16 protein-coding genes are annotated in these 22,052 nt (G+C 63.7%); 9 read left to right on the forward strand and 7 right to left on the reverse strand.

Annotated features, from left to right (window positions below):
• Positions 1-51: 51 nt before the first annotated feature.
• On the forward strand, positions 52-2,961 hold the full coding sequence (locus ACVOLV_RS11035) for a GGDEF domain-containing protein (RefSeq protein ID WP_481554442.1): 2,910 nt from the start codon (positions 52-54) through the stop codon (positions 2,959-2,961).
• Positions 2,962-3,355: 394 nt separating this feature from the next.
• On the opposite strand, the gene ACVOLV_RS11040 is transcribed toward ACVOLV_RS11035, so the two are convergent.
• Positions 3,356-4,111, reverse strand: coding sequence for a glucose 1-dehydrogenase (locus ACVOLV_RS11040; RefSeq protein ID WP_481554443.1), 756 nt, complete (start codon positions 4,109-4,111; stop codon positions 3,356-3,358).
• A gap of 740 nt (positions 4,112-4,851) precedes the next feature.
• Here ACVOLV_RS11040 and ACVOLV_RS11045 point away from each other — a divergent pair.
• Positions 4,852-5,358 (forward strand): N-acetyltransferase family protein, encoded by a 507-nt coding sequence (locus ACVOLV_RS11045; protein WP_481554444.1) that lies wholly within the window; start codon positions 4,852-4,854, stop codon positions 5,356-5,358.
• A gap of 34 nt (positions 5,359-5,392) precedes the next feature.
• Here ACVOLV_RS11045 and ACVOLV_RS11050 read toward each other — a convergent pair whose 3' ends face one another.
• Both ACVOLV_RS11050 and ACVOLV_RS11055 read right to left on the reverse strand, forming a co-directional pair.
• Positions 5,393-6,079 (reverse strand): pentapeptide repeat-containing protein, encoded by a 687-nt coding sequence (locus ACVOLV_RS11050; protein ID WP_481554445.1) that lies wholly within the window; start codon positions 6,077-6,079, stop codon positions 5,393-5,395.
• Positions 6,080-6,176: 97 nt separating this feature from the next.
• On the reverse strand, positions 6,177-7,073 hold the full coding sequence (locus tag ACVOLV_RS11055; protein WP_481554446.1) for a tetratricopeptide repeat protein: 897 nt from the start codon (positions 7,071-7,073) through the stop codon (positions 6,177-6,179).
• A gap of 357 nt (positions 7,074-7,430) precedes the next feature.
• Between ACVOLV_RS11055 and asnB the strand changes: the two genes are divergently transcribed.
• Together asnB and ACVOLV_RS11065 are read left to right on the forward strand one after the other, a co-directional pair.
• Positions 7,431-9,116, forward strand: coding sequence for an asparagine synthase B (gene asnB, locus ACVOLV_RS11060; RefSeq protein ID WP_481554447.1), 1,686 nt, complete (start codon positions 7,431-7,433; stop codon positions 9,114-9,116).
• A gap of 170 nt (positions 9,117-9,286) precedes the next feature.
• Positions 9,287-9,712, forward strand: coding sequence for a RidA family protein (locus ACVOLV_RS11065; RefSeq protein WP_481554448.1), 426 nt, complete (start codon positions 9,287-9,289; stop codon positions 9,710-9,712).
• A gap of 189 nt (positions 9,713-9,901) precedes the next feature.
• Here the strand turns inward: ACVOLV_RS11065 and ACVOLV_RS11070 are convergent, their stop codons facing one another.
• On the reverse strand, positions 9,902-12,226 hold the full coding sequence (locus ACVOLV_RS11070) for a penicillin acylase family protein (RefSeq protein ID WP_481554449.1): 2,325 nt from the start codon (positions 12,224-12,226) through the stop codon (positions 9,902-9,904).
• Positions 12,227-12,376: 150 nt separating this feature from the next.
• Here ACVOLV_RS11070 and ACVOLV_RS11075 point away from each other — a divergent pair, with 150 nt between their 5' ends.
• Positions 12,377-12,865, forward strand: a complete 489-nt coding sequence (locus ACVOLV_RS11075) for a bacterioferritin (RefSeq protein WP_481554450.1) — start codon at positions 12,377-12,379, stop codon at positions 12,863-12,865.
• A gap of 78 nt (positions 12,866-12,943) precedes the next feature.
• Here ACVOLV_RS11075 and ACVOLV_RS11080 read toward each other — a convergent pair whose 3' ends face one another.
• The 3 genes from ACVOLV_RS11080 to ACVOLV_RS11090 all read right to left on the reverse strand — a co-directional run bounded on the left by ACVOLV_RS11080 (position 12,944) and on the right by ACVOLV_RS11090 (position 16,964).
• Complete coding sequence (locus ACVOLV_RS11080) at positions 12,944-13,600, reverse strand: thiopurine S-methyltransferase (protein WP_481554451.1); 657 nt, start codon at positions 13,598-13,600, stop codon at positions 12,944-12,946.
• A 192-nt stretch (positions 13,601-13,792) separates the two neighbouring features.
• Positions 13,793-16,036, reverse strand: a complete 2,244-nt coding sequence (parC, locus tag ACVOLV_RS11085) for a DNA topoisomerase IV subunit A (protein WP_481554452.1) — start codon at positions 16,034-16,036, stop codon at positions 13,793-13,795.
• A 64-nt stretch (positions 16,037-16,100) separates the two neighbouring features.
• The gene (locus ACVOLV_RS11090; protein ID WP_481554453.1) at positions 16,101-16,964 is read right to left on the reverse strand and encodes a helix-turn-helix domain-containing protein; all 864 of its coding nucleotides are present in this window, start codon (positions 16,962-16,964) and stop codon (positions 16,101-16,103) included.
• Positions 16,965-17,183: 219 nt separating this feature from the next.
• On the opposite strand from ACVOLV_RS11090, the gene ACVOLV_RS11095 reads away from it, so the two are divergent.
• From ACVOLV_RS11095 to ACVOLV_RS11110, 4 genes are read left to right on the forward strand one after another with little or no spacing between them, the layout of a single operon-like run.
• Positions 17,184-17,630 (forward strand): MarR family winged helix-turn-helix transcriptional regulator, encoded by a 447-nt coding sequence (locus tag ACVOLV_RS11095; RefSeq protein ID WP_313169384.1) that lies wholly within the window; start codon positions 17,184-17,186, stop codon positions 17,628-17,630.
• A gap of 5 nt (positions 17,631-17,635) precedes the next feature.
• Positions 17,636-19,123 carry an efflux transporter outer membrane subunit gene (locus ACVOLV_RS11100; protein WP_481554454.1) on the forward strand — a complete coding sequence of 496 codons (1,488 nt, stop codon included), beginning with the start codon at positions 17,636-17,638 and terminating at the stop codon, positions 19,121-19,123.
• 11 nt (positions 19,124-19,134) lie between these two features.
• Positions 19,135-20,316 (forward strand): multidrug transporter, encoded by a 1,182-nt coding sequence (locus ACVOLV_RS11105; protein WP_481554455.1) that lies wholly within the window; start codon positions 19,135-19,137, stop codon positions 20,314-20,316.
• Positions 20,317-20,323: 7 nt separating this feature from the next.
• On the forward strand, positions 20,324-21,883 hold the full coding sequence (locus ACVOLV_RS11110) for a DHA2 family efflux MFS transporter permease subunit (protein WP_481554456.1): 1,560 nt from the start codon (positions 20,324-20,326) through the stop codon (positions 21,881-21,883).
• The last annotated feature ends 169 nt before the right edge of the window (positions 21,884-22,052 follow it).

The raw sequence follows: 22,052 nt of genomic DNA on the forward strand, positions 1-22,052 counted from the left end.
TACGGTGCAGGTGCACAATCTTGCCGGGGGGGCGAGATGGACAGTGTTCAAATGTGGTTCCGAAACGGGCTGATGCTCTTTGTGCTGGTGTGCGTGCTGCCATTCGCGCACGCCACCACCACAATGCATGGCTTGCCGCTGCTGCGTCAGTTCGGGGTAAGCCAGTTGCCCGCCGCGCCAACCTATCCCGGCGTGGTGGTCGACCGCACAGGCAACCTCTATGCCGCCAGTGGCGAAGGCGTGATGATCTTCCGCAGCGGCGTATGGGAGCTGCTGGAGGCATCGGGCGAGGCGCCGGTGTACTCGATCATGCTGGCACGCGATGGCAGCATCCATGTCGCCGGCGCGGGGGTGTTCGGGCGCTTGCTGCGGCAGGCGGATGGCACCCACAAATTCATTGACCTGCTGCCACGTTTGGCCAGTGCGGGTCTGGTGCAAGGACCGGTCGAGGTCTTCTCGCTGGGGGAAACCTCGCGTGGCGTGCACGCGGTAAGCGCCGGTGCCTTGTTCGTACTCGAGAGGGACGGTAGCACCACGCGCATGCAGCTTCCCGCTGGCGCACGGACACGCCCGTTGGTGGCTGGCGACGAGGTCTTCTTCCGGGTTCCCGGGCAAGGGCTTTACCGGGTCGACAAGGCGGCGATGGTGCTGGTCGAAGGCATGGAGTCGCTCGCCAAGCTGCGTATTCCCGCGGCCTGGCCGTACCGTGGCGGCTTGTTGTTTGCCGCGGCCGATGGCTTCCATTTCAGCGATGGCACGCGCGTGCGCAAGCTCGACTCGGAGGCCGACGCGGCTTTCCGTCTGCACGAGCCGTACACCGGTATCGCACTTGCCGATGGCGGCTTCGCCATTGGTAGTTTCGACGGCACGATCATGCGTTTCTCGCCCGGTTTGCGGCTGCTCGACAGCTTTGCGGCGTGTGCGGGTGAGATGCACGACCTGGTGGAGGATCGCGAAGGCGCGGTGTGGATCTCGGGCGAGAACGGCATCGCGCGCCTGCGCTGGTCGCTGCCATGGACGCGCTATGGCCGCCTGCATGGCCTGAACGGACGCATCTTCGACAGCACCTGGTATGACGGCCGCCTGTGGGTGGCAAGCATGGGTGTGTGGAGTGCGCAGGCCTCGACCACGGCGACGCCGGAATTTTCGCAACAGCAATGGCCGCATCGGGATCTTGAGACGTTTGCACTGGAGGGTACGTCTGCGGGTCTGCTGATCGGTGATCGTTACGGTCTGTCGGTGCTGGACGCGGGACAGTCTCAGCCGCGTCGGCTGCTGGCAGCGACCTTGGGTGACAGCGTCAGCAGGTTGTTGGCTTCGGCGTTCGACCCAGGGCTGATGTTTGCCATGGCCAGCAACCGGATCATCGTGCTTGGCCAGCGCAGCGGGCGCTGGCAGGTCGTGGCGGAATGGAAGACCGACGGCAAGGCAGTCCATGGTGTGTATGAGACCGCAGCGGGTGAGATATGGGCTGGTGACGCGGTCGGTGGTGCGCATCGCTGGCGCTTCGATGCTGATAGTGGTCAATTGCTCAGCGATCAGCGTTATGGCGCGGCGCAAGGGCTGCCCGACGCGGCAAAGCAAGGGACGCGGCTGGTCCGCATTGGCGGCGTTCTGTATGGGATCACGGGCAATCAGGTGCACCGTCTGCAGGGCGACCGGTTTGTTGCGGCCGAGTTGCCTGTGCTCATCGGATTGCAAGCACCCATGGAGCTGGAAGGCGAGGATAACGCCAAGGGCAGCTTTGCCTGGACGGCGCGACAGCTGTGGTGGCGCAAGCCCGGTGCGACCACGTTCCAACTGCAGCAGGTCAGTGATAGCCGCGTGCCGGGCTTCATGACGGTTGCCCTGCATCGCGATGGCCAACTGCGCGTGGTTACCCGCGACAGCGTGTTGCAGTTGGATCCTGCTGCGATTGAGTCGGTCGCGGCACCACCACAGGCGCGGCTGGATCGCATCGAGCTGCAGGGACCGAACCATCCGCCCGTACTGTTGCCGCTGTTGCCAAAAACAACGCCGCACTTGCCAGCCGGGGCGGGCTTGGCCCTGCGCTTCGGCGTGCAGAGCATGGAGCCGGAAGTCGAGTTCCGTTATCGGATGCCGGGCTATCACGACGAATGGTCGCCATGGACGGCTGGGCGCGAGCTGACCTACCAGCGCTTGCCAGCCGGCACTTACGACTTCCAGCTGCAGGCGCGCGTTCTTGGTGCTGCGCCAACCGAAGTGATGAGTTACCCGCTGCAGGTCGCGCCGTTCTGGTACCAGCGGCCCTGGGTTCGGGTGGGCTTTGGCGTAGCTGGTCTGTTGTTCGTCGTGGCGGTGGTGCGGCTGCGCACCCGCGCAATCAATGCGCAGAACCGACTGCTTGAGCGGAGGATCAACGAACGCACGGCCGAGCTGCAGAGCGCCAATTCGCGGCTCTCTGCGCTGGCCGTCACCGACGGGCTCACCGGCATTGCCAACCGCCACGCGATGGAGAAAGCCCTGCCACGGGCATGGCAGCGCTGCGCGGAACAGCAGCAGCCGTTGGCGGTGATGATGATCGACGTAGACCACTTCAAACAGCTCAATGACACCCACGGCCACCACATCGGTGACCTGCAGTTGCGCCGCGTCGCGCAGACCCTGGCCGCGCAGGTGATGGATGCTGATGAACTGGTGGCGCGCTATGGTGGTGAGGAGTTCGTGCTGATTCTGCCGCATTGCGACCGGTACGCTGCGCTTGCGCGTGGTGAGCGCCTGCGTAGCGCGGTGGAGCAGGCGAGTGCTGCTGCAGGACGGCGGGTGACCATCAGCGTCGGCGTTGCGGTCGGCATTCCTGTGCTTGAGGAAGACCCGATGGTCCTGGTGCGTTGTGCCGATCAGGCGCTCTATTCAGCTAAACGCGGCGGGCGCAACCGGGTGGAGGTTGCATGCCTTCAGCAAGTGGCAACAAGATCGGAGAGGAAATTCCTGCATTAAAGCCTCTACCCTGCTGTTGGCGAAGCCGGGGCGTGGGGCACTCGCGCGCCCACAGTATTTGCGTGACCACAGACGCACGCAACTCTAGTTGCGAAGTCGGAGATCATGCGTTTCAAATGGAAGCAAGTTGGCAATGGAAAGCCAGAGTCATAGCCCGAGGGCCGCGGCAATCCGTGAAAGTGGCTGGTGCCCGCACCAATAGATAATGGTCCGCCTCTACGCGTACATCTGCTGGATTGCAGTCTGGCCCGGCCGCTCTAGGCGCTTGGCTGACCGGCTCATGGCAGCATGAGCTGGTCGGTGCCGCGCGGAAACACGCCCGAATGGCCGACGGAAGTAACTGTGTTCCAAAGGTTTGCGCGATTGGGATTTCTTCAGCGTTTTCCGGTCTTTCCTATGGTTCCACGTTGCTCAGCTGACCGACCATTCCGGCCAGTGCGCCGCCGTCGGCAACAAACTCGGCCCCGGTGGAGAAGCTTGATGCATCGCTGGCGAGGAACACAACCAGGTTGGCGATCTCCTGTGGCCTTCCCAAGCGGTTGAGAGCGACGTGACTCTGATCCTGCGCTACCAGCGATGCAGCCATTGGAGTATCGATCAAACCTGGGTGCACGGAGTTGACCCGCACCCCATACCGGCCGAGTTCCAAGGCGGCGGATTTGCCAAGGCCACGTACGCCGAACTTGGAGGCGCAGTAAGGAGCAACCGCTTCGTATCCGATAAATCCGGCAATAGAAGATATGTTGACTATGGATCCGGCTCCAGATGCGATCAGTGCTTCTGCAGAAGCTTTCATCCCGTAAAAGACACCGTTCAAATTGACATTGATCACGGCGCTCCAGTCATCGATGCTCAGATCCAGGAACGGCCCGTTTTTGGCGATGCCAGCGTTGTTCACGAGGATATCCAGCTTTCCGAATGCATTCAGCGCCAGCTTTACCGCCGCGGCCCAGTTGTCGGGACTGGTGACGTCAAGGTGAACAAAGCGGGTGTGTTCGCCCAGATGCTCTGCCAGCCTGCTGCCCTTGTCATCGAGAACATCGCCGAAAACAACGAGGGCGCCTTCCTCCACCAGACGGCGCACAATTGCAGCTCCGATACCTTGTGCACCCCCGCTTACAAGCGCAACTTTCCCATCTAGAACGCCCATCTTGACTCCCTCACTTTGTTGGTTCTATCGAAGCGGCTTGATTGACAGCTCGTCGAAAGCTACATCGAGCAGGTTCAGAATCAAGTGCAAAAACAGACATTGGATATTTGAGCTGTACCGAGCTGATTCAGCGCCTGTTTGTGGGGTACGGAAAGTCGCGCGGTCAGCAAAACAGTGATGGCTGTGCTGGTGCTCACAGCACCTCTAGAACGGCGGCGTGCTGGCGAAGCGGGGCTGAGCAAGATGACGAGGAAAGCCGTGCAGGTTGAGCCAATGTGCGTGGTTCTTCTGCTGGGTTTCTGGCGTTGGTTGTTGCTGCGGGCGGAAAGCGAGTCGGTAGAAACGGAGTGTTGGATATTTTGCTTGCGCCAAGGAGTATTCCTGCGCTCGCTAGCGCGGCCGAATTGCAGATTGAGAGGGCTGCGCGCGCAGTGGTAGGTCGCAGGGTTCGAGGGAAGCGGGCGAGATTTATCAGGAGGTGGTGATCGAGAGTCACCGATCTCATCTTTGGACCAAGTACATTGGGGCTTGGCTGTTTGTCTGCCTGCGGCAGTGGGACGTGATGCAGGTCAGCGTTGGGGTGTTTGCTGCGCCCAGGTGCAGCAAACACCTTGCTTTCGCGGGGGCCGCAGTCCATGGTCACCGTGTTCATGCCGCATTTTGATTCCAGATTTCCGGAATCAAGGGCGTTCGCGGCGCTTGAGCCACCAGGGGGCTTTCCTGCGCGCCAACATATTTAGTTGTTGCGCTATATCGGCTTGACTCGAACCTGGTCCAAGGAAAATATGAATCAGATACAGAACTTTCAGATACGGCAAGCCAGCGTTGCGGATATCGAGGCGCTGGTTGCGCTCTTTGACGCCTATCGGGTCTTTTATGGCAAGCCCAGCGATCTGGCGCTGGCGCGCGCCTTCCTGCTGGAGCGCTTCCAGCACAACCAGTCCGTGATCTTTCTTGCGCTCCAGGACAGCGGTGCTGCAGTCGGATTCACACAGCTCTATCCCAGTTTTTCGTCCGTTTCCGCGGCCCGCAGCTTCATCCTCAACGATCTGTTTGTAGTTCCTGAGGCGCGGCGTACCGGGGTTGCTGCCCAGCTGTTGGGGGCTGCGGCAGACTATGGGCGTGCAGTTGGGGCAATACGGCTTTCACTGTCCACGGCTGTCAGCAATGAATCCGCACAGGCGCTGTATGTATCCGAGGGCTGGGTGCTTGATGCCGAATTTCTTGCTTACAGCCTCTCGCTGTAAGTCCAGCAAAGCCGTCTGGCCGACGGCTCTGGAGTCAATCAACAATCAATCCAAACGCCGCCAGCGCCGCTGCAGCCTGCCGCTGTGAGATCACCACTTTCTTGAAATACTTGGCGTCCATCACGTTGAGCCCGCTGATATCGGTATTGCGCAGGTCGGCGCCTTCGAAGCGGGTCAGCCGGGTCTGTGCGTTGCGTAGGCTGCCGCCGCTGAACACGGCATCACGGAAGTCGCAGCCGGACAGGTCTGCATCGGAGAAATCCATGCCTTCCAGTTCTGCCTTGCGGAACGACATTCCGCGCAGGTCGGCACTGACCAGCAGGCAGTCGCGGAACTCCAATGCCCAGCCGCTTACTTCCTGCAGGTGGGCGCCGGTCAGCTTGCAGTCCTTGAACTGCACCGACGACAACGTTGCGCGGCGCCAGAAGCTGTTGTTGAGGTCGCAATGATCGAAGCGCGAGTCACTGAGTTGAGCTGAACTGAAATCGCATTGGCTGCCACGGCATTTCTGCCACTGGCTTTCTTCCAGCGATGCAGCCAGCCAGTTTGTTTTGGTCAGCGAGCATTGTTTGAACTGGTAGCCATCCATGTCCAGGCGCGAGAAATCACCTTCGTCCATGGTGCAGGATTCGAACACCGCTGCACGCGGATGCGCACGGATGATCTGCTGCATGCGCGCGCGGTCGATGGTTTCTTCGTGGAAAACCGGGGTAGTCGTCATGTCCAACTCTGCAGGTACTTGTGCGTCATTCTGCGCGACATCGCTCTGCTGATGCAGTCTTGTTGCGGCGGACGTTGTGTGTACAGACCTGATCGATCTATTCGAAGATGAAGAACGGCGGCGCGATGGCCCTGCGCCAGTACGACTCCTCGGCCAGATAGAACTCCTGAGCCTGGGCGCGCGCGAACCATGCCGCTGCTGCCGTCTCATCTTTCGGCAGGCCCTTGCTGCCGCGACCGAGCGCCAAGCCGCTGAAGTACTGGCCATAGACATTGCCTTGCTCACCCGCGCGCTGGTACCAGCGCAGCGCCTCGCGCATATCCGCGGGCATGCCGATGCCCGCTTCGTGCAAGGCACCAAGATCGACCTGGGCCTCGGCGTCACCGCGCGCGGCACGCCGCTGGATGCGGGCGATGGTCGCATTGGAGGAGGGCTGGTCGGGGGCAAGGCGCGTGGCTTCGGTTGAGGCGAGGGTTGCCTTGCGCAATGCGTCCAGCTTGTACAGCTCACGCATGTACACCGCCGAACGCAGGCGCCAGCGCAGTGCGCCCGCCATGTCACCTTGGCCTTCGTACCAGCGTGCCAGATCGGACATGGCATACGGCGAGCCGTGGTAGGCGGCACTCTGGTACCAGCGCCATGCCTTGCGTGGCGATGGCTTGAAGCGGACGTCCTCGGGCTTTTGCGGTTCGTCACTGCTGTCCAGGCGGCCGCGCTCAAGGATCCTGCCCAATTGCTCCTCGGCGGCGGTGCTGCGGTGGGTGCGCGGCGTTGTCGCCGCTGCGCGCGCGTACCAGTCCAATGCACGCGGATCGTTCCAGGCCTGATACATCTTTGCCACCCGCAGGGCGGAATCGAACTGGCCATCGGCGGCTGCGGACAGCGCATCGCGCTCGCTGTCGCTGGGCGGGCGGGTGCTGGGCCTTGTCGCGCAACCGAGCAGGATGAACAGGGGTAGGGCGTATAGCAGCACGCGGGGTGTGGGACGGGGCATCCAGCGGGTCCGGGCAATGGGCGGGCGATTATCGCGGAGTGCGCCGGCCCGGCCGCTGAATCGGTTGCCAAAGCAACAGTTGCGCCGACGCCGAAAGCGGGATACGGTCAGCGCCATGTCCTCGTTCCTGGCCACCGCCGTCAACAATAACAACCGCAATAATCTGCGCGCGAATAATCGTGCGCGGCCACTGCGGGACTGCGACCAGAGCTAGAACAGGCAACACGCTCAGGACACCAGAAAACCCGCATCGGCCGATGCGGGTTTTTTTGTGGCCGGGGCGGGAACACCGAGCGGCTGCAGGTCTTGAGGCTGTTGCTTCCAATGTTTGTCCCCACACAACCCAGGAGCTTTCCCATGTGTTCCATCTTCGGCATTTTTGGCCTGCAATCCGGTGACGACCTGCAGGCGCTGCGTCGGCAGGCGCTTGAACAATCCCAGCGCCAGCGGCATCGCGGCCCGGACTGGAGCGGCGTCTACGTGGACGACGGCGCCATCCTGGTGCACGAGCGCCTGGCCATCGTCGACCCGGCCGGCGGCTCGCAGCCGTTGCTGTCCGACGACGGCCAGCTGGCATTGGCGGTGAACGGTGAGATCTACAACCACCAGGAGCTGAAGAAGGAACTGACCCAGCCCTACGCCTTCCAGACCGGCTCGGACTGCGAAGTGATCAACGCGCTGTACCGCGAAGACGAACCGGCGTCCTACTTGAACAGGCTCAACGGCATTTTCGCCTTCGCGCTGTGGGACCGCGCCAAGCAGCGCGTGATCATCGCCCGCGACCCGATCGGCGTGGTGCCGCTGTACTGGGGCCACGACAAGCAGGGCCGGCTGTGCGTGGCTTCGGAAATGAAGTCGTTGTCCGACACCTGCGCCGATGTCGCGCAGTTCCCGCCCGGCCATTGGTATGACAGCAGCACCGATACGCTGAGCAAGTACTACGAGCGTCCGTGGCGCGAGTACGAGGCGGTGGAAGGTGTGGACGTATCGCTGACCGAACTGCGCGAGGCCTTCGAGCGCGCCGTGCATCGCCAGCTGATGACCGACGTACCGTACGGCGTGCTGCTGTCCGGCGGCCTGGATTCGTCCCTGGTCGCCGCGGTTGCGGCGCGCTATGCACGCAACCGCATCGAAGATGGTGGCCAGAGTGAAGCCTGGTGGCCGCGCCTGCACAGCTTCGCCATCGGCTTGAAAGGCTCGCCCGACCTGGCCGCGGCCAAGGTGGCGGCGGAAATGCTGGGCACCGTGCATCACGGCTTCGAGTACACCTTCGAGGAAGGCCTGGATGCGGTGCCGGAAGTGATCCGCCACGTCGAGACCTACGATGTCACCACCATCCGCGCATCAACGCCGATGTTCCTGCTGGCGCGACGTATCAAGGCGATGGGCGTGAAGATGGTGCTGTCCGGTGAAGGCAGTGACGAGATCTTCGGTGGCTATCTGTACTTCCACAAGGCGCCGAACGCGCGTGAGTTCCATGAGGAACTGGTGCGCAAGCTCGATGCGCTGAACAACTACGATTGCCTGCGCGCGAACAAGTCGATGATGGCCTGGGGCGTGGAGCCGCGCGTGCCGTTCCTGGACCGCGAGTTCCTCGATGTGGCGATGAAGATGGACGCGCGCCACAAGATGGTCGACAAGGCCAGCGGCCGCATCGAGAAGGCGGTGTTGCGCGAAGCCTTCGAGGGCTATCTGCCCAAGGAGATCCTGTGGCGGCAGAAGGAGCAGTTCAGCGATGGCGTCGGCTACGGCTGGATCGACGGTTTGAAGGCGCACGCCGAAGCGCAGGTCAGTGACCGCGTGCTGGCAGCGGCCGATAAGCGCTTCCCGCACAATTCGCCGCAGACCAAGGAGGCGTACTACTACCGCCACGTGTTCGAGCAGTTCTTCCCCAGCCATGCGGCGTCGGAAACCGTACCGGGTGGCAAGTCGATTGCCTGCTCGTCACCGGCGGCGATTGCCTGGGATGCCAGCTTCGCCAGCATGGCCGATCCTTCCGGCCGCGCTGTAGCCGGCGTGCACGAGCAGGCCTTGGCGGGCTAAGCAGCAAGTCGATCAGATGGTCATTGGATGTATCGGCCTGCATTGGCTTCAAGGTCCCTCTTCGCCGTCGGGGAGGGACCGGAAAAGGGCCGCTCTACAGGTTGCACAATCCATCTGCCTGATCAGGAAACTGCAGTTCCTCCCTCTACATCCAACAAAAAGGACTTCCGATGCGCGCTTGTGCGTTGGTGATGCTTGGCCTGTTCTGCAGTTCGTTCGCCCACGCCGGCGAAGTGCCGTTGGAGCGGCATCAGCTTGGCAGCTGGGAAACAGATATCGGCTACACCGGCGTGGTACGCGACGGTGACACGCTGCATATCTCCGGCGTTCCGTGCCGAGGCGCGGACATGCACGTCGCGGTGCGCGATTGCTACGGCAAACTGACGAAGATCCTGCAGCAGTTCAATGCCGACAGCAGCCAGGTGGTGAAGGAAACCGTGTTCACCACCGACATGGATGGTTTGATCAAGGCCATTCCCGATCGCAAGACCTTCTTCGCCGACGGCAAGTATCCGGCCGCCAGCTGGGTGCAGATCAGCCGCCTGTTCGACGCCGAAGCCAAGCTCGAAGTGGAGTGGACGGTGCGTTTGAAGTAAGCGCGTATTAGCCGTTTGTGGGAGCGGCGTAAACCGCGAAGCAGAAACACCATCAGGTCGCAGATGCATCGGTGGCTTCGCTAACTCCAGCCTCGCGGCTTACGCCGCTCCCACACTCAGACGCCAGCTGAAGCGGTGACACCCAAGCTCGTCGCTCCCACAATCAGATGGCAGCCATGTGCTGGTTACTCAGCGCGGGCTCAAACTCAAGCTATGCGCTGCCTTACCTGGCAGGAACGGAGTTGGCCGGCCTTCCACCCAGTCGTCGTGGCCTGCGCCCCAGAACGGCGACAGCGGATGGCCGCTCTGGCCGCCGGGCATGTGCACGATGCCGTCGGCTTCGTGACCGGGCGACACCACCATGCGCTCGGATGCACCAAACTTGGGGCCGACCACGCGCGGCATGTTGTCGTCACCTGCCAATGGCTGGGCCGGCATGCATAGCCAGCGTTTGAACAGGCCGGGCAACGCTACCGAGACTGGATGGCAGATCGCGGCCGTGTTGCGCTCGCCCCAGCTGCGTTGCGCCAGATCCGGGCCCTGTTCGGCCAGATCTTTTTCCAGTTGGCGGGCGCTGTCGGCCAGCAATGCATCCCAGCTCTCATAAGGCGGTGGCAACAGGTGCGGCGGACGTTCGCTGAGCAAAGGCCACAGCACGCCTTCGAACTGGGCCAGTTTGGGGGGGATGTAACGTTCGCCCAACTGTTCCTTGGCCGGCGCCAGCAGCGTGCCTTCCATGTTGTCCATCAGGATGCCGCGGAAGCCACGCGCCATCCGGTAACTGACCGAATCAGTGGAAGCGCGGCCCTGCCACTGGCGGCTGGCGACTTCCAGTCGCTTCAGCGCCGGATCATCGCTGTGCTCGACGGTCTGCCGCAGCAGCTTCCACCAGCGTTCCATCAGCAGGGCACGGTCGTCGAGCTGGATTGCCAGCAGGTCACTTTCCTTGAAGCTTTCGCGGGCGAACAGGCCGTCGCGGATCTGCTTGGCGCGTGCGCCGAAGTCATAGCCGCCGTCACCGGCCTCGGCCAGTGCAGCGCCATCGAGCACGCGACCGTTTGCGGTCCACAGGCGGTGATCGGGTGGGTCGATCAGCGCTGGTGCCTGATCGGTGCGGATTGGCCATGGCGTGCAGCTGACCTGCATGGCTGCATCGGCATGGCAGGTCGGGTCACGCGCAGGGCGCGCGCCGATCAGGCGCCAGGCGATGCGCCCGCTGCGGTCGGCGACCAATAGATTCTGTGCGGGGATGCCTGAGCGATCGGCTACTGCAAAGGCAGAGTCCAGATCGGCGGCTTTTGCCATGTCGGCGAAATCCAGGCGCACCGCGCCGGCCTGCTGACCAACCCAGCGCAGGGCCAGCAGTTGCCCGCCGGGCTCCTCATGCAGCACTGGCCCCCAATCGCTTTCGCGCACCAGCAGCAACTCCGGGCGGGCGCCGGCGACGACGATGGACTCGTTGAAAGTGCGCAGCGGGGTGTTCGCGGGCAGGGGGGTGTAGTCGGCGGTGTCGATATAGCTGTTGGTGAAGGCCCAGGCCACCCGCGTATTGCTGCCGACGATGACCGCAGGCAGGCCGGGCAGGGTGAAGCCAGCAACATCGACCTTGCCTTCCGGCGCGGTCGGGTCGGCATAGCGCAGGCGTGCGCGGAACCAGATATTCGGCGCGCGCAAGCCCAGGTGCATGTCGTCGGCGATGATGGCGCGGCCGTCGGGAGTCAGAGCTCCTGCTACTGCGAAGTTGTTGCTACCTAGGACATCAGAGTCCGCCGCGACCGGCGCAGGTGGCGCAGTGCCAGTTTGCATGCGCAGGTCCAGCGTTGCCGCATCCGGTAACACGGCATCGCCACGGGGCTCGCCAAACAAGGGCGCATCCCAGCTGCTGCCGTCGTGGGCGAGCAATGCGTACAGGGCTGGCGGCACCACGCTACGGATGCGTGCCATCGCCAGTTCGCGGGTATTGGCGGGGTCCTGCAGGTCGGCGTACATCGCCAGCCCGGTCAGCACCGAATCCTCCAGTTCCCACGGGCGTGGTTGCTGGCGCAGCAGCAGGTAAGGCCAGGGCCGGACCGGCAGCGCGGCGAGGCCGGCATTGACGCCGTCGCGGTAGGCCTCGATGACGCCGCGTTTGTCGCCGAGGGCCGCGCCCAGGTTCTGCTGGGTGTGGGCGCGCAGGCGTTGCACGCGCATGCGTTTGTCCAGCGGCAAGGCCTTGGCGCCGAACAGCTCGGACAGCTCGCCGGCGGCCGAGCGCCGCATCAGGTCCATCTCGAAGAAGCGTTCCTGCGCATGGACATAGCCCAGGGCGCGGGCCATATCGGTCTCATTGGCGGCTTCGACGGTGAGCACCCCCAGCGCGTCGCGCTGGATGCTGACCGGCGCAGACAGCCCCGGTAGGGCCAGCTCCCCGTCCAATTGCGGCAGACTGCCGCGCAGCAAGCCCCAGATGACCAGCAGCACTACCAGCAAAAGCCCCAATACAATCCAAAGCGAACGCAGCAGCCAACGCAGCACAGGCCTACCCCCGGTAGCGGTTCTGTCGCGATTGTAGACAGCTTGTGAAGCCGAAGGAGAGGGAATCGCAACTGAAAGTGATTCCGATTAGATCATTGGGTTTGCAGATGGGGCACCCTATGCACATCGAATCATCAGGAGCATCCCCCCATGCAGGGCAAACCCGAAGTCGTTGAGTGCCTGAAGGAGCTGCTGCGCGGCGAACTGGCCGCGCGCGACCAGTACTTCATCCATTCCCGTCGTTACGAGGATCAGGGCCTGCTGGCGCTATACGAGCGTATCGGTCATGAGATGGAAGAAGAGACCGAACACGCCGACGCATTGCTGCGCCGCATCCTGTTCCTTGGTGGCAATCCGGACATGCGTCCGCACACCTTCGAGCCGGGCGTGACCGTCATGGAGATGCTGGAGAAGGATCTGCAGGTCGAATACCAGGTGCGTGCCAACCTGGCCGCCGGTGTGAAACTGTGCGAAGCACAGGGTGACTATGTCAGCCGCGACATCCTGCTGCTGCAGTTGCGTGACACCGAGGAAGACCATGCCTGGTGGCTGGAGAAGCAGCTGGGCCTGATCAAGCGTATTGGTCTTGAGTTGTACCAGCTGAGCAAGATGGACGCCAAGGGCACCCCGGCGCATTGATTCTGTGGTGCCGACCCATGGTCGGCATTTGAATCTATCGGTAACGCCCCTGCCGACCATGGGTCGGCACTACGGGCATTACAGGCGCTGCAGCCTGTAGACGGCGGTGGATAGCGCGGTTGCGCCGTCGGCGCGGAAATCCGGTTGCTGGTCGAGGATGTCGCGCCGCTCCAGCAGGCCGGCCTGCCACGGGCTGGCGAACAGGCGCTGCACTTCGGCTTCCTCCACCGAGAACGGCGGGCCCTGCTTTTCGTCCTGCGGGTATTCCAGGGTGATCAGCACGCCTTGGCAGCCTACCGGCAACTGCCCGTACAAGGTGTCGCGGTAGTGCTGACGCAGGTGTGGTGGCAAGGCGATCAACGCCGCGCGGTCGTAGACGCCGGCGATATCCCCCAGCAGTTCCGCATCCAGCGCGAAGGCATCGCCACAGATGATTTCAATCGGCCCGGCGCTGTAATGCTCGCCGTACTGGCTGCTGTGGCGCTGCGGGGTGATACCGGCCTCGGCGAAGAACTGCTCGATGGCCATCGGTGACAGTTCAACGCCGAGCACGCGGTGGCCTTGGGCTGCCAGCCAGTGCATGTCCAGGGTCTTGCCGCATAGCGGCACCAGCACGCGACTGCCTTGCGGGAGTTGCAGCTCGGGCCAGTGCTTCTGCAGCAGCGGCATCACCTCGTTGCGGTGGAAGCCGATTTGACCGTTCTGCCAACGTTGCAGCCAGAAGTCGGGTTGCATGGGGTTCTCCAGTTGCGAGTACGGTGCTGATTACTTTGCTGTTTGTGGGAGCGGCGTCAGCCGCGAAGCTGAAAGCAATGGATCTGTAGTGATTTTTGATTGCCGGTGACGGTTTTTTCTTTAGCTTCGCGGCTGATGCCGCTCCCACAAGCACAAGCAAAAAAAGGCCGGGCATTGCCCGGCCTTCTCTGTTTACTGAACTTCGAGGCCTTCCACTTTCTGCCACCCTCGCGGCAGCAGATGCCCGCGCGTCGCCCGCGTTCCCAGATACGTCTCCAGGTCCTTGAACGACAGGTTCATGGTGCGCTGACCACTGCGCACCTGCAGGGTATTGCCCGGACCAACCGCGACCACCGCCACCACACGCTCGGTGGAGAGCTTGGCTTTGGGGATCTCGATGATCTTGTTGCCCTTGCCCTTGTCCAGCTCAGGCAGCTCGCTGGCCGGGATGGCGAGCATGTTGCCGGCGCTGGTGACCGCGACGATGCGGTCGGTTTCCGGGTTGGCGACCAAGGACGGGGTCAGCACCGCCGAACCGGTGGACAGGTTGAGCATTGCCTTGCCGGCCTTGTTGCGGCCGGTCAGGTTCTCGAAGCGGGTGACGAAGCCGTAGCCGTGGGTGGACGCCAACACGAAGCGGGTGTTGTTGTCGCCGCTGGCCACGGTGACGAAGCTGCTGCCCGAGGCCGGCGAGAAGCGGCCGGTCAGCGGCTCGCCATTGCCGCGCGCCGAGGGCAGGGTATGCACCGGCGTGGAATAGGCGCGGCCTTCGGTATCGAGGAAGGCCACCTGCTGCGTGCTACGCGTACGCGCCACCGCCAGCAGGCTGTCGCCATCGCGGTAGTTCAGGGTCGAACCGTCGACATCGTGACCCTTGGCCGCACGCACCCAGCCCTTCTCCGACAGCACCACGGTCATCGGTTCGCTGGGCACCAGCTCGGTTTCGTCGATGGCCTGGGCGGCTCCGCGCTGCACCAGCGGCGAACGGCGTTCATCGCCGAACTTCTTGGCGTCGGCCAGCAGTTCGTCCTTGACCAGCTTCTTCAGCTTGGCGCTGCTCTGCAGGATGGCCAGGATCTTGTCGCGTTCCTTGGCCAGCTCATCCTGCTCGCCGCGGATCTTCATTTCTTCCAGGCGCGCAAGCTGCTTGAGCTTGGTTTCCAGGATGTACTCGGCCTGCTCTTCGCTCAGTGCGAAGCGCGCGATCAACGCAGCCTTGGCATCGTCCTCGGTACGGATGATGCGGATCACTTCGTCCAGGTTGAGGAAGGCAACCAGCAGGCCTTCCAACAGGTGCAGGCGACGCTCGACCTTCTGCAGGCGATGGTTGAGGCGGCGGGTGACCGTGTCCTGGCGGAAGCGCAGCCATTCGCTGAGCAGCATCTTCAGGTTCTTGACCTGGGGACGCCCATCAAGACCAATGACGTTGAGGTTGACGCGGTAGCTGCGCTCAAGGTCGGTGATGGCGAACAGGTGGCCCATCAGCTGCTCGGCGTCGACGCGGTTGGAACGCGGCATCAACACCACGCGCACCGGGTTGGCGTGGTCGGATTCGTCGCGGATGTCTTCCAGCCACGGCAGCTTCTTGGCGCGCATCTGTGCGGCAATCTGCTCGATCACCTTGGACGGCGAGACCTGGTGCGGCAGTGCATCGATGACGATGTTGCTGCCTTCCTTCTTGAAGGTGGCGCGCGCGCGCACGCTGCCGTTGCCGGTCTCGTAGATGTTCCGCAGGTCCGACGGCGAGGTGATGATCTCGGCGGTGGTCGGGTAATCCGGGCCCTTCACGTGCTCGCAGAGCTCGGCGATGGAGGTGTCCGGCTCGTCGATCAGGCGCACCAGCGCGCTGACGATCTCATTGAGATTGTGCGGCGGTACGTCGGTGGCCATGCCCACGGCGATGCCGGTGGTGCCATTGAGCAGCAGGTGCGGCAGGCGCGCCGGCAGCCAGGTCGGCTCTTCCAGGGTGCCGTCGAAGTTCGGGGTCCAGTCGGTGGTGCCATGACCCAGCTCGCCCAGCAACATCTCGGCGATCGGGGTCATCTTGGATTCGGTGTAACGCATGGCCGCGAACGACTTGGGGTCGTCGCTGGAGCCGAAGTTGCCCTGGCCCTCGATCAGCGGATAGCGGAACGAGAATGGCTGCGCCATCAGCACCAGCGCCTCGTAGCAGGCGCTGTCACCGTGCGGGTGGTATTTACCGATGACGTCACCGACGGTGCGGGCGGACTTCTTGGGCTTGGCGGCGGCGCCCAGGCCCAGTTCGCTCATCGAATAGATGATGCGGCGCTGTACCGGCTTCAGCCCGTCGCCGATGAACGGCAGGGCGCGGTCCAGTACCACGTACATGGAGTAGTCGAGATAGGCGCGTTCAGCGTATTCGCGCAGTGGCTGCTGTTCGAAGCCATGGTAAGCGGGGCGTGCAGACTCAGTCATTGCGGGTGGGTGCTACCTGTTGTGCGGAGCCAAGGCGGGGACCGCCGGCTGCCTGATCCGACGATTATCCGGATGGCGGCGGAGATGCCAAGCCACGGACCGGATCGAGCCCGCCTTCCAGCCCCTGATCGGCCCGGCTCTGGTAGCGGCCCGGCGGCAGGCCGAAGTGGCGGCGGAACACGATCACGAAGGCGCTGGGGCTGCTGAACCCCAGTGAATGGGCGATGTCGGCCACGCCATGGCCGTCGTTGAGGCGGCGCAGCGCCTCGGCCAGCCGTGCCTGCTGCCGCCACTGGGCGAAGCTCAAGGTGGTCTCATCGCGGAAGTGGCGGCTCAGGCTGCGCGGCGACAGGCCCGCCCACTGCGCCCATTGCGCAAGGCTGCGGTCGTCGGCGGGCTCGGCCAGCAGCTGTGATGCGATCCGCAGCAGGCGGCGATCGGCCGGCATCGGCAGATGCATGCGCTGGCGCGGCGCCTGCCGTATCTCGTCCAGCAGTACATCCATCATGTGCTGCTGGGGCGCTGACAGCGGCTGCTCCGGCGACCAGTCGCTGATCCGCTCGGCCAAGGCATTGAGCAGGCGGGAAATGCCGATCACGCAGGGATCGTGGGGTAAATCAACGCAAACCGGGCTGGCCAGGGCCATGCCCCAGCCACGCAGCGGGCCGTCGATCACCACCGTATGCGGCTCGGCCGCGGGCATCCAGCCGCCCGAACCCGCCGGCAAGGACCAGGTACCGTGACGGGTGCGGGTGGTCAGCAAGCCACGTTCGACGCAGATCAGCTGTGCCCGCGCGTGTTGGTGCCAGTCCACCTCGCGGGCCAGGCCTTGCGGGCTGTCGAAGCGGAAGCCGAACACCGGCGGGCCATCGTCGCGCTCGAACCAGTCCAGTTCCTGGTCACGCAGCAGCGGGGCGGGCAGCTGCATGTCAAATCCCTGCGGTGCCCGGCGCCGGACCGAAGAAAGTGTGGCGCCTGTGGTTGGCTGGATTTCGTCATTCATTGGCTGGATTGTATTACCGGGCCACGAGCACAGCCATTACTGTTTCCAGGTCGGCCGCAGACACCATTGGTGCAACACAGCATTTGATACCAAGTAGAATATTTCCATTGAGAAATATTCCATCTGGAAGGAAAATGCCCGCCTATGATCTGTGCTGACACCACCCAGCCCCCCAGCTTTGGCCTGTTGCTGCGGCAAGTCCGCGATGGCCTCGCCCGGCAGCTTGATGCCTCCATGGCAGAGGAAGACCTCGGCCTTGGATTCAGCCACTACATCGGTCTGAAGACCTTGATGCACATGGCGCCCTGTACCGCCAACCAGCTTGCACGCGGCCTGGACCAGGTCCCCAGCGCGGTGACCCGTCTGCTGGACAAGTTCGAAGCACTTGGCTGCGTGCGCCGCGAGACGCATGCGCAGGACCGTCGTGCATTGCAGATCGTGCTCACCGATGAAGGCCGTGCCCTGTGGCTGCGCTTGAAACAGCGTGGCGACAAGGTGATGGAAGACGCCATGCGTGACCTGCAGGCGGAGGAGCGGGAGATGTTGATGTCCTTGCTGCTGCGCATACGTGACTCCTTGATGACCCCATGAAAACCATGTCCTCCCCCACATCCCTGGTTTCACCCGCCCGCGGCCTCCTGGCCGCGGCGCTGGTTCTTGCCCTGGCCGCGTGCGCCAGCAGCCGTGGCCTGCAACCGCAGGGGCGACTGCTGGATACCGACAGCCTGCACAGCAGCCGCAGCCTCGCCGGTACGCCGCTCAGTGCGGCAGGCTTTCCTGCCGCCGACTGGTGGCGTGCACTCGCCGATCCGCAGTTGGATGCGCTGATCGACGAAGCCCTGCGCGGCTCTCCGTCGCTGGAGGCAGCCGATGCACGCCTGCGCCAGGCGCAGGCACATGCCGCCAGCAGCAATGCCGAGCGCAAACCCAACCTGTCGCTGTCACCGGGCTATACCGGCATGCGCCTGCCCGAATCCATGGCCGGTGATGAAATCGGCGGCCATTACATGGGCAGCGTGCAGGCCGTGGCCAACTTCAGCTATGGCGTCGACCTGTGGGGTGGCAAGCGTGCTGCCTGGGAAGCCGCCGTCGACAGTGGCCACGCCGCTGCCGTGGATGCGCAGGCTGCGCGCCTGGACTTGGCTGCTGCCATCGTCCAGGGCTATGTGCAGCTGGCCCATGCCGGTCAACTGCAGCGTGTTGCCAGTGACGAACTGGCGCGCGCCGAAAAGACCTTGCAGCTGACCCGCCAGCGTCGCGCCGCCGGTATCGACAGTGAATTGCAGGTGCAGCAGGCACAGGCCCGGCTGCCGGCCGCACAACAGCAGCAGCTGGCCGCGCAGCAGCAGATCGATGTGTCGCGCAATGCGCTGGCCGCGCTGCTCGGCAAAGGGCCGGATCGCGGCCTGGACATCAAGGTTCCGAATGAATTGAATCCGCTGGCCCTGCAGCTGCCAGGTATGGTTCCCAGCGAACTGCTGGGCCGGCGTCCGGATATCGTTGCCGCGCGCTGGCGTGTGGAAGCGGCGGACAAGCAGGTCAAGGTCGCCAAGACCCGCTTCTATCCCAACCTCAACCTGACCGCCTTGGGCGGGGTGGTGTCCAAGGACCTGGGCAGCCTGCTGGAAAGCGGCTCCACCTTCGGCCTGCTGGCACCGGCGCTGAGCCTGCCGATCTTCGATGGCGGTCGTCTGCGCGCTGGCCTGGCCAGCAGTGACGCGGACTATGACCTTGCCGTGGCCACCTACAACCACACCCTGGTGGAGGCCCTGCGCGACGTTGCCGACCAGGTCAACGCCAGTCGTTCGCTGGCCGAGCAGGTGCAGGCGCAGCAGCAGCTGCGTGGCATCGCGCAGACCGCCTACGAGTTGGCGCAGCAGCGCTATCGCGCCGGTATCGGCAATTACCTCGATGTACTCAGTACCCAGGACCGCCTGCTGCAGGCCGAGCAAGGGCTGAGCAACCTGCAATCACAGCAGCTGCTGTCTTCGGTACGTCTGAGCACCGCCCTCGGCGGCGGCTTCCAGCCCACCGCCGACACAGCGCCGGCCGTTGCCGCTGGCAACGACACCACGCATTCCTGAGAGTCCCCCGAATGAGCCAGACAACCTCCCCCGAAGCGGCAGCCGCCGCTCCCAGCCGTCGCGGCAAGCTGCTGCGCGGCCTGTTGTTCGTCATCCTGATCCTGCTGGCAGCGTTTGCCGCGTGGTACTACTTCCTGGGCCGCTGGGCCGAGGAAACCGACGACGCCTATGTTGGCGGCAACCAAGTGCAGATCACCCCGCAGATCACCGGTACCGTGGTGTCCATCGCCGCCGATGACGGCATGAAGGTGGAGCAGGGCCAATTGCTTGTGCAGCTGGACCCGGCCGATACCGAAGTGGCGATGCAGCAGGCGCAGGCCAACCTTGCCAGCACCGTGCGCCAGGTGCGCGGCCTGTACCGCAGCGCCGAGGGTGCGCAGGCGGAATTGAACGCGCGGATGGTATCGGTCAAGCGCGCACGCGAAGACTTCGCCCGCCGCCGTGACCTTGCTGCCAGTGGTGCCATCTCCAATGAGGAACTGGCCCATGCCCGTGATGAGCTGGCCGCTGCCGAAGCCGCCGTTGCCGGTTCGCGCGAGACTGTCGAGCGCAGCCGCGCGCTGATCGACGACACCGTCATCGCCACCCAGCCCGACGTGCAGGCGGCTGCGGCGCAGCTGCGCCAGGCCTATCTCAACAACGCCCGTGCCGGCATCGTTGCGCCGGTCACCGGTTATGTCGCACGTCGCTCGGTGCAGGTCGGCCAGCGCGTGCAGCCGGGTGCCGCCTTGATGGCGGTGGTGCCGGCCGAGCAGATGTGGGTGGATGCGAACTTCAAGGAAACCCAGCTGCGGCACATGCGCCTGGGCCAGGAAGTGGAGCTGCGCTCTGACCTGTACGGTGGCGACGTCACCTACAAGGGCCACATCACCAATCTCGGCCTGGGTACCGGCTCGGCGTTCTCGCTGCTGCCGGCGCAGAACGCCAGCGGCAACTGGATCAAGATCGTGCAGCGGGTGCCGGTGCGCATCGCCGTCGATGCCAAGCAGCTTGCCGAGCATCCGCTGCGCCTGGGCCTGTCGATGAAGGCCGAGGTCAACCTGCACGATCAGAAGGGTACGGTGCTGCCGGCCGATGCGGCCAAGGGTACGGTGTACGGCACGCAGGTCTATGCCAAGCAGCTGCACGATGCCGACGCGCTGATTCACAGCATCATCCAGGACAACCTGCCGCAGTCCGCGCGCGCCAGCTGAGGTCACCATGTCCGCTCAAGCTCCCACGGCGCCGGCCACCACGGTCGGCGCAGGGCCAGCCAATGTTGCGTTGTGCACGGCCGGCCTGGCGCTGGCCTCGTTCATGCAGGTGCTGGATACCACCATCGCCAACGTCTCGTTGCCGACGATAGCCGGCAACCTTGGTGCCAGCTCGCAGCAGGCGACCTGGGTCATCACTTCGTTCGCAGTCAGCACCGCGATTGCCTTGCCGCTGACCGGTTGGTTGAGCCGCCGCTTCGGTGAAGTGAAACTCTTCATCTGGGCGACCATCGCGTTCTCGATCGCTTCCTTGTTGTGCGGCATCGCCCAGAGCATGGGCATGCTGGTGGTGTCGCGCGCGCTGCAGGGCTTCGTGGCTGGGCCGATGTACCCGATCACCCAGTCGCTGCTGGTATCGATCTATCCACGGGAGAAACGCGGGCAGGCACTGGCCTTGCTGGCGATGATCACCGTGGTGGCGCCGATTGCCGGTCCCATCCTCGGTGGCTGGATTACCGACAACTACAGCTGGGAATGGATCTTCCTGATCAATGTGCCGCTGGGTGTGATCGCCGCGGCGGTTGTTGGCAGCCAGCTGCGCCATCGCGTTGAAACCACCGAACGACCGAAGATGGATTACGTCGGCCTGGTCACCTTGGTGATCGGCGTCGGCTGCCTGCAGCTGATGCTGGACCTGGGCAACGAGGAAGACTGGTTCAACTCGACCAAGATCGTGGTGCTGACCTGCATTGCTGTGGTGATGCTGGCGGTGTTCGTGATCTGGGAGCTGACCGACAAGGACCCGATCGTCGACCTGAAGCTGCTGCGGCATCGTAACTTCCGCGCCGGTACCTTGGCGATGATCGTTGGCTACGCCGCGTTCTTCTCGGTGGCCTTGATGATCCCTCAATGGTTGCAGCGCGACATGGGCTACACCGCGATCTGGGCCGGTCTGGCTACAGCGCCATTGGGCATCCTGCCGATCATGGTGGCGCCGGTGCTGGGCAAGTTTGGCCACAAGGTGGACATGCGCTATCTGGCGACGATTGCATTCTTCGTGTTGTCGATGACCAGTTTCATGCGTTCGGGTTTCAATCTGCAGGTCAACTTCGAGCACGTTGCTGGTGTGCAGTTGCTGATGGGTGTTGGGTTGGCGCTGTTCTTCATGCCGGTGCTGCAGATCCTGCTGTCCGATCTTGATGGCCGCGAGATCGCCGCCGGCTCCGGCCTGGCGACCTTCCTGCGTACCTTGGCGGGTAGCTTCGCGGCGTCGCTGACCACCTGGTTGTGGGCGCGTCGTACCCAGCAGCACCATGCTGATCTGACCGAACACGTGTCCCTGTACGATCCGGGCATGCATCAGCAGGTGACGGCCATGGGGCAGGGCGACCTGCAACACGGTGCAGCGGTGCTCAACGAGATGATCAATCACCAGGCCTCGCAGATGGGCTTCAACGATATTTTCCTGCTGCTGGGTTGGGTGTTCCTGTTGATCATCGGCCTGGTGTGGCTGGCCAAGCCGCCGTTTGGTGCGGGAGCGGGTGCGGCATCGGCAGGCGGGCATTAGCCGTTGCTTGTGGGAGCGGCGTAAGCCGCGAAGCTGGTATCAATCGATCAACAGCGAAGCCCCCCAAACCCAGGGTTTCGGGCATGGCTTTTTTTAATTGGGGGGGGGCGCCGGCGGCGCGGGGGGGTGGGGGGAAAAGGGAGCGCCGCGCGCCGCCCGGCCAGCTGAG

Source organism: Stenotrophomonas sp. STEN023 (assembly GCF_056760135.1).